The 7,817-nt window shown below is 63.2% G+C and carries 8 protein-coding genes; all 8 read right to left on the bottom strand.

Features of this window, described 5'->3' with window-relative positions; translation table 11 throughout:
- A partial coding sequence (locus UW3_RS29985; protein WP_237716775.1) for an aldehyde dehydrogenase family protein occupies nt 1-669 on the bottom strand: 669 nt, incomplete at its 3' end.
- Complete coding sequence (gene astA / locus UW3_RS0124905) at nt 666-1,691, bottom strand: arginine N-succinyltransferase (RefSeq protein WP_010226656.1); 1,026 nt, start codon at nt 1,689-1,691, stop codon at nt 666-668. The genes UW3_RS29985 and astA, both read right to left, overlap by 4 nt.
- A gap of 74 nt (nt 1,692-1,765) precedes the next feature.
- On the bottom strand, nt 1,766-2,785 hold the full coding sequence (gene aruF, locus UW3_RS0124900) for an arginine/ornithine succinyltransferase subunit alpha (protein WP_010226655.1): 1,020 nt from the start codon (nt 2,783-2,785) through the stop codon (nt 1,766-1,768).
- Nucleotides 2,786-2,917: 132 nt separating this feature from the next.
- Nucleotides 2,918-4,138 carry an aspartate aminotransferase family protein gene (locus UW3_RS0124895; RefSeq protein WP_010226653.1) on the bottom strand — a complete coding sequence of 407 codons (1,221 nt, stop codon included), beginning with the start codon at nt 4,136-4,138 and terminating at the stop codon, nt 2,918-2,920.
- Between the two features lie 305 nt (nt 4,139-4,443).
- Entirely contained in the window at nt 4,444-5,424 is a 981-nt protein-coding gene (gene argR, locus UW3_RS0124890) for a transcriptional regulator ArgR (protein ID WP_010226652.1), read from the bottom strand.
- A 98-nt stretch (nt 5,425-5,522) separates the two neighbouring features.
- Nucleotides 5,523-6,287 (bottom strand): ABC transporter ATP-binding protein, encoded by a 765-nt coding sequence (locus tag UW3_RS0124885; protein ID WP_010226650.1) that lies wholly within the window; start codon nt 6,285-6,287, stop codon nt 5,523-5,525.
- Nucleotides 6,288-6,353: 66 nt separating this feature from the next.
- Nucleotides 6,354-7,052, bottom strand: coding sequence for an ABC transporter permease (locus tag UW3_RS0124880; protein ID WP_010226648.1), 699 nt, complete (start codon nt 7,050-7,052; stop codon nt 6,354-6,356).
- On the bottom strand, nt 7,049-7,738 hold the full coding sequence (locus UW3_RS0124875; RefSeq protein ID WP_010226646.1) for an ABC transporter permease: 690 nt from the start codon (nt 7,736-7,738) through the stop codon (nt 7,049-7,051). Before UW3_RS0124875 ends, UW3_RS0124880 begins: the two co-directional genes overlap by 4 nt.
- Between the last annotated feature and the right edge of the window lie 79 nt (nt 7,739-7,817).

The raw sequence follows: 7,817 nt of genomic DNA, 5'->3' as shown, positions 1-7,817 counted from the left end.
GGAGCCGGTGAAGAACAAGCCGTCGATGCCCGGGTTGGCGGCCAGGGCCACGCCGGTTTCGCGGGCGCCCTGGACCAGGTTGAGCACACCCGCCGGCAGGCCGGCCTCGATCCAGCACTTGACCGTCAGCTCGGCGACTTTCGGGGTCAGCTCGCTCGGCTTGAACACTACGGTGTTACCGGCCAGCAGCGCCGGCACGATGTGACCGTTGGGCAGATGGCCGGGGAAGTTGTACGGGCCGAACACCGCGACCACGCCATGGGGCTTGTGCCGCAGCACGGCGGTTGCATCGGCCAGCGGGCCGCTCTTTTCACCGGTGCGCTCGCGGTAGCTCTGTACCGAAATCGCCACCTTGTTGACCATGCTGGTCACTTCGGTCGCAGCCTCCCACAGCGGCTTACCGGTTTCTTCACCGATGCAGCGTGCCAGTTCGTCGGCATTGGCCTTGAGCGCGGCGGCAAAGGCCTCGAGCACGCTGATGCGCGCGTCCAGCGACTGCAGCGCCCAGCCGGCAAAGGCCTGGCGTGCGGCCTTGACCGCACTGTCGACCTGCTCGGCATTGGCGCCCTGGCCTTGCCAGACAACCTGTTGGCTGACCGGATCGAGCGATTGCAGCGCTTCACCCTGCCCTGCCTGCCAGCTACCGGCGATAAAGTGAGTCGTCATTATTTGGCCTCCCGGGCAGCGGACAGTGGTACGGCACGCACCTGGTCACCGGCGCTCAGGCGCAGGCGTTTGGCGGTCTGTGGATCGACCACCAGGGTGCCGGCCGCCAGGCGCGCAGGTGCGGCGGTGATGCGGCAGTCTTCGCGCTTGCGGTTGTGGATGATGAAAGGGGTTGCGTCGTCGCCCGGGGTGCCAACGGCCAGTACCAGCGCCTGGCTGTCGTGCACGGCGCGGATCTTCGACGTTTCGCACTCCACCGCGGGGCCCGCGTCGAAGATGTCGACATAGCCCTGGTAGCTGAAGCCTTCGCTCTTGAGCATTGCCAACGCAGGCTCTGTGTCGGTATGCACCCGGCCAATCACACTGCGCGCCGCTTCCGAGAGGAAGCAGGTGTACAGCGGGAACTTGGGCATCAGCTCGGCGATGAAGGCCTTGTTGCCAACGCCGGTCAGGTAGTCGGCCTGGCTGAATTCCATCTTGAAGAAGTGCCGGCCCAGGCTTTCCCAGAACGGCGAGCGCCCCTGCTCATCGGACATGCCGCGCATTTCGGCGATGATCTTGTTGCCGAACAGCTCCGGGAACTCGGCGATGAACAGCAGGCGCGCCTTGGCCAGCAGGCGGCCATTGAGACCACTGCGGTGATCGCCACGCAAGAACAGCGAGCACAGCTCGGAGTTGCCGGTCAGGTCGTTGGCCAGGAACAGGGTGGGGATTTCCCGATAGATGTTCAGTTCCTGGGACGCGCTGACGGTCAGGCCGACCCGGTAGTTGTACCAGGGCTCACGCAGGCCCACCGCACCGGCGATGGCGGAGATCCCCACCACCACGCCTTCGTCGTTTTCCAGCACGAACAGGTAATCGGCATCGCCACGCTCGGCTTCGCCACGGAAAGTCTTCTCGGCCCAGCCGACCCGGTGTGCCAGGCGCTCTTCGTTGGCCGGCAAGGTGGTCAGGCCGGTGCCGGTGCTGCGCGCCAGCTCGATCAGCGCGGGTAAATCGCTGCTGCGTACGGGACGAACGATCATGCTATCTCCTCGGGCGGCGGCCTTGGGCCTGCCGCAAAACTCGACCTGGGTGCTCGGTTATCGAACCGCAGGGATCAAACCGCGACCAGACGCACGCTGGCGCCTTCGCCGACGCCCAGGGCTTCGGCGGCTTCAAGACTCAGGCTGACCGGCTTGCCAGGTGCCCAATCGAGCTCCAGCAGCACCGCACGGTAATCCTGCAACTGGCCGTTGCAGACCAGGTACGGGCGCCCACCCTTGCTGGCGGTATCGTCCAGCTTGACCGGCATCACCCGGCTCTGGGCAATCGAACGGATCCCGGAAACCCGCGCATGCAGGGTCGGACCGCCGTCGAAAATGTCGATGTAGTGATCGGTCTCGAAGCCTTCGCGCATCAGGATGTCGAAGGTGATCTGCGCCCGCGGGTGTACCTGGCCCATGGCCTCTTGCGCGGCATCCGGCAGCAGCGGCACGTAGATCGGGTAATGGGGCATCAGCTCGGCCAGGAAGGTCCGGCTCTTGAGACCGCACAGGCGCTCGGCCTCGGCGTAGTTGAGGTCAAAAAAGTTGCGCCCGATGGCGTCCCAGAACGGCGAATCGCCATGTTCGTCGCTGTAGCCGACGATCTCGGTCACCACCGATTCGGCAAAGCGCTCCGGGTGGGCGGCCATGAACAGCAGGCGGCCACGGGAGTTGAGCTCGGCCCAGCCGCTGCCGACCAGTTCCGGCAGCACGTAGAAGCTGGTCAGCAGGCTGTTGCCGGTCAGGTCGTGGCACTGCGACAGGACGTGAATCTTGTTGTGGATCTTCAGCTCCCGCGACGCATGCACGAAGGTCTCGTTACGAAAGCTGTAGAACGGCTCGGAATAGCCGGCCGAGGCAACGATGGCCGAACAGCCGACCAGCTTGCCGGTGCTGCTGTCTTCGAGGACGAAGAAATAGCTCTCCTCGCCATTGAAGCTGACTTCGGCAGCGAAGGACGTTTCCGAGGCGGCAATCTTGTCGCTCAGGCGACCGGCATCATCCGGCAAGGACGTGACACCAATGGGGCTGTCTGCGGCAAGACGCTGTACTTCGCCCAGATCAGCCATTTGCGCGGGGCGCATCACCAGCATGGTGTCACTCCTTTCGGGAAAACAGGCCGACATCCGCCGGCTCAGAGAAAAACAGCAGGCGCCCGCAGGCACCTGCTCTGGAATTCGGTTTCACCGGCCCCGCAGGGCCGATGAAAGGACCAAAGGCTTGAATCAGCCCTGAGTCAGTTTTGCCGCAGCACGCTCGAAACGGTCCAGGCCTTCGTCGATATCGGCATCTTCGACCACCAGGCTCGGGGCAAAACGCACCACGTCAGGGCCGGCTTGCAGCACCATCAGGCCTTCTTTCTCGGCAGCATTGAAGACGTCCTTGGCCTTGCCTTTCCAGGCTTCGGACAATACGCAACCGATCAGCAGGCCAACGCCACGCACCTGGGTGAACAGGCCGTACTTCTCACCGATCTGCTCCAGGCGCGCCTTGAACTTCTGGTGCTTGGCCTTGACGCCGGCCAGCACTTCAGGGGTGTTGACCACATCCAGCACCGCACTGGCTACGGCACAGGCCAGTGGGTTGCCGCCGTAGGTGGTGCCGTGGGTGCCGACGGTCAGGTGCTTGGCCAGTGCTTCGGTGGTCAGCATCGCGCCGATCGGGAAACCGCCGCCCAGGCTCTTGGCGCTGGAGAGGATGTCCGGGGTCACGCCGTAGTGCATGTAGGCAAACAGCTCGCCGGTACGGCCAACGCCGGTCTGCACTTCGTCGAAGATCAGCAGCGCGTTGTGCTTGTCGCACAGCTCACGGGCGCCTTGCAGGTAGGCAACGTCTGCCGGCACCACACCGCTCTCGCCCTGGATCGGCTCGATGACCACGGCGCAGGTCTTGTCGGAGATCTGCGCTTTCAGCGCTTCCAGATCGTTGTACGGCACGTGGCTGATGCCAGTGATTTTCGGCCCGAAACCGTCGGAGTACTTCGGCTGGCCGCCGACGCTGACGGTGAACAGGGTGCGCCCGTGGAAGCTGTTCACGGTGGCGATGATCTCGTGCTTCTCGGGGCCGAAACGGTCGTGGGCAACACGACGGGCCAGCTTGAACGCGGCCTCGTTGGCCTCGGCGCCGGAGTTGCAGAAGAACGCGCGGTCGGCGAAGGTCGCGTCGACCAGCTTGTGCGCCAGGCGCAGGGCCGGCTCGTTGGTGAACACGTTGGACACGTGCCACAGCTTGTTGGCCTGCTCGGTCAGGGCGCCAACCAGCGCCGGGTGGGCATGGCCAAGGACGTTAACGGCGATGCCGCCGGCGAAATCGATCAGCTCGCGGCCCGCCTGATCCCAGACGCGGGAACCCGCTCCACGGACGGGGATGAAAGCCGCCGGTGCATAGTTGGGGACCATCACCTGGTCGAAATCGGCGCGTTGCACCGGAGCTTGCTCAACGGACATCGGAGTCTCCTGAAGAGGAACGCCTGCCTGGAACTGGCGAGCGATGGGGGGATTGTAAGGACAGATCGGCGCCTGACCTTGCCGCCAAGCGACAACTTCTTATAGCGCCAAACCCTGTTTTACCAAGGCTTTCGGCAATGCGACAAATAGGATCGCAAAGGCGCAGTTTAAACGGTGTGAGGGATGCGGGGACACAACTGTATTCGGGCTGCTGCGCAGCCATCGCCGGCAACGCCGACTCCCACAAGGGACTCTGCATACACAACAACAGCGGGAGCCGGCGTTGCCGGCGATAGCAGCGGCGATCAACCGCGCTCGGCGGGCACCGAAGACAGTTCGAACGGGCTGCTGCTACGTCGCTGGTTGCGATCTTCACGCGGCGTTGCGCCAAAGAAGTTGCGATAGGCACTGGAGAAATGCGGCCCCGAGGAGAAGCCACAGGACAGCCCGATCTGGATGATCGACTTGCTGGTCTGCATCAGCATCTGCCGTGCCTTGTTCAGGCGCAGCTCCAGGTAGTACTGGCTCGGCACGCGATTGAGGTATTGCTTGAAGATCCGCTCCAGTTGACGGCGCGATACACACACATGCTGGGCGATCTCGTCGGTGGTCAGCGGCTCTTCGATGTTGGCTTCCATCAGCAGCACGGCCTGGGTCAGCTTCGGATGGCTGGAGCCGAGACGGTTTTGCAGCGGAATGCGCTGGCGCTCGCCGCCTTCGCGAATTCGCTCGACCACCAGTTCTTCAGACACCGCACCGGCAAGCTCGGCACCATGATCGCGAGCCAGCACCGCCAGCAGCAGGTCGATGACCGACATGCCGCCGCACGCCGTCAAACGGTCCCGATCCCAATCGAACAAGTGGCTGGTGGCAATGACCTTGGGGAAGCGCTCGGCGAAGTCATCCTGCCAGCGCCAGTGCACCGCAGCCCGATAACCATCGAGCAGGCCCAACTGCGCCAACGGGTAAACCCCCGCCGACAGGCCGCCGACCACGCAACCGGCACGCACCAGCTGCTTGAGTGCGCTGGCCAGGCTCGACGCCACGGCCTGGGGCGGCTCGTCAGCCAGCAAAAACAGCTTCTGGCAACCTTCGAGCTTGCCGGCCCACGGCTCGCCCGGCAGGCGCCAGGCACCTTCGCCAGGTGCTTCAGCCTGCAGGAACGACAGCTCGTAGACCACTTCCGGATGAACCTTCTGGGCAACCCGCAACACCTCTTCCGCCAGCGCCAGGGTCAGGGCCTTGGTGCTGGGCCAGATGAGAAAACCGATTCGCTGGGTGGTCATGGGGTGCGGTCCGAAACCTGAAAAAGGTCAAGAAGTTAGAGCCTGGTCATGCTGCGCGTACGATGCAGCATGACCCATTTTGGTGCAAAACGGCAATCTTACTTCAGGCTGCCCGAAAGGAACTGTTGCAGACGCTCCGATTGCGGGTTGACCAGCACTTCGCGCGGGTTGCCGCTCTCTTCCACCAGGCCCTTGTGCAGGAACACCAGCTGGTTCGACACCTCGCGGGCAAAGCCCATTTCGTGGGTGACCACGACCATGGTCCGGCCTTCCTGGGCCAGCGACTGCATGACCTTGAGCACATCACCGACCAGCTCCGGGTCGAGCGCCGAGGTCGGCTCGTCAAACAGCATCACCTCCGGCTCCATGGCCAGCGCCCGGGCAATCGCCACGCGCTGCTGCTCGCCACCGGACATATGCCCAGGATAGGCGTCCTTGCGGTGGGCGACACCCACCTTGGCCAGGTAATGCTCGGCTTTTTCCAGGGCGTCTTTTTTCGACATGCCCAGCACGTGCACCGGCGCTTCGATGATGTTTTCCAGCGCGGTCATGTGCGACCACAGGTTGAAGTGCTGGAACACCATCGACAGGCGCGAACGCATGCGCTGCAGCTGCTTGGGATCGGCGGCCTTGAGCGCGCCGTCCTTGTTGGCCACCAGCTTGAGTTCTTCGTTGTTGAGCAGGATCTTGCCCGCGTGCGGCTGCTCAAGCAGGTTGATGCAGCGCAGGAAAGTACTTTTGCCCGAACCGCTGGAGCCGATGATGCTGATCACGTCGCCTGCCTTGGCCGCCAGGGACACGCCCTTGAGCACTTCGTGACTGCCGTAGCGTTTATGCAGATCTTGGACTTCGAGTTTGTACATGCTGTCGATTCTCACAAAGCAGTCAGTCTTGAGCTAACGCTCAGGGCGAAATAATAGGCGCAGGCCTCAGTGCTTGCGCGGCGCCAGGTAGCCGAGCCAGCGGCGCTCGGCCAGCTTGAACAGGCGCACCAGAATGAAGGTCAGGCACAGGTAGAACACGCCGGCAGTGATGTAGGCCTCGAACGGCAGGTAGTACTGGGCGTTGACCGTGCGCGCCGCACCGGTGATGTCGATCAGGGTGACGATCGACGCCAGGCTGGTGGTCTGCAGCATCATGATCACTTCGTTGCTGTACTGCGGCAGCGCCCGGCGCAGGGCCGATGGCAGGAGGATGCGGCGGTACATCTTGACCCGCGACATGCCCATGGCCTTGGCCGCCTCGATCTCGCCGTGCGGCGTGGCCTTGAGGCTGCCGGCGATGATCTCGGCGGTATAGGCGCTGGTGTTGATGGCAAAGGCCAGGCAGGCACAGAAGGTCGCACTGGACAGCCACGGCCAGAGGAAGCTTTCCCGCACCACTGCGAACTGGGCCAGGCCGTAGTAGATCAGAAACAGCTGCACCAGCATCGGCGTGCCGCGGATCACATAGGTGTAGAGCCAGGCGCTCATGTTCACCAGCGGCTGCTTGGACACCCGCATCAGCCCCAGCGGGATGGCCGCCAGCAAACCGAACAGCAGCGACAGCGCCAGCAGCTTGAGGGTGGTCAGCAGGCCGCTCAGGTACAGCGGCAGCGCTTCCCAGATGACGTTGTAGTCGAAAATCATAGATCAGCCGCCTTTACGCCAACCGAGTAGCGCTTCTCGAGGTAACGCAGGGCCAGCAGCGAAACACTGGTGATCACCAGGTACAGCGCCGCTACCGCCAGGAAGAAGGTGAAAGGCTCGCGGGTGGCGTCGGCCGCCTGCTTGGCCTTGAACATCATGTCCTGCAGGCCGACCACCGAAATCAGTGCGGTAGCCTTGGTCAGGACCAGCCAGTTGTTGGTGAAGCCAGGGATCGCCAGGCGAATCATCTGCGGCACCAGCACCCGGAAGAAAATCTGCAGGTTGCTCATGCCATAGGCCATGCCGGCTTCGGCCTGCCCCTTGGGAATGGCCATGAACGCGCCACGGAACGTTTCCGACAGATAGGCACCAAAGATGAAACCCAGGGTGCCGATACCCGCCATCAGCGGATTGAGGTCGATATAGTCGTCAAAGCCGAGCAAGGGCGCGACGCGGTTGAGCAGATCCTGGCCGCCGTAGAAGATCAGCAGGATCAATACCAGATCGGGAATCCCGCGGATCACGGTGGAATACAGATCGCCGAGCCAGGCCAGCCAGCGCACTGGCGACAAACGCAGCGCCACACCGATCAGACCGAGCACGATGGCCAGGGCCATGGACGACAAGGCGAGCTGTAGCGTCAGCCACGCTCCGTCGAGGATGACTGCCCCGTAGCCTTTCAACATGATGAGGTCCTCGACCTTAGGGATGAAAAAATGGTGCAAACCTCAGAGTCTCTGCTGCTTGCACCATTGAACAGGTGAA

This window comes from Pseudomonas donghuensis, from assembly GCF_000259195.1.
Taxonomy (GTDB): domain Bacteria; phylum Pseudomonadota; class Gammaproteobacteria; order Pseudomonadales; family Pseudomonadaceae; genus Aquipseudomonas; species Aquipseudomonas donghuensis.
This window is presented reverse-complemented; position numbering and strand designations above follow the sequence as displayed.

Coding starts and splice junctions, on each gene's coding strand:
- UW3_RS0124880 (WP_010226648.1), bottom strand. CDS start 7,052: ATGATTTTCGACTACAACGTCATCTGGGAAGCGCTGCCGCTGTACCTG.
- argR (WP_010226652.1), bottom strand. CDS start 5,424: ATGACCACCCAGCGAATCGGTTTTCTCATCTGGCCCAGCACCAAGGCC.
- aruF (WP_010226655.1), bottom strand. CDS start 2,785: ATGCTGGTGATGCGCCCCGCGCAAATGGCTGATCTGGGCGAAGTACAG.
- UW3_RS0124885 (WP_010226650.1), bottom strand. CDS start 6,287: ATGTACAAACTCGAAGTCCAAGATCTGCATAAACGCTACGGCAGTCAC.
- astA (WP_010226656.1), bottom strand. CDS start 1,691: ATGATCGTTCGTCCCGTACGCAGCAGCGATTTACCCGCGCTGATCGAG.
- UW3_RS0124875 (WP_010226646.1), bottom strand. CDS start 7,738: ATGTTGAAAGGCTACGGGGCAGTCATCCTCGACGGAGCGTGGCTGACG.
- UW3_RS0124895 (WP_010226653.1), bottom strand. CDS start 4,138: ATGTCCGTTGAGCAAGCTCCGGTGCAACGCGCCGATTTCGACCAGGTG.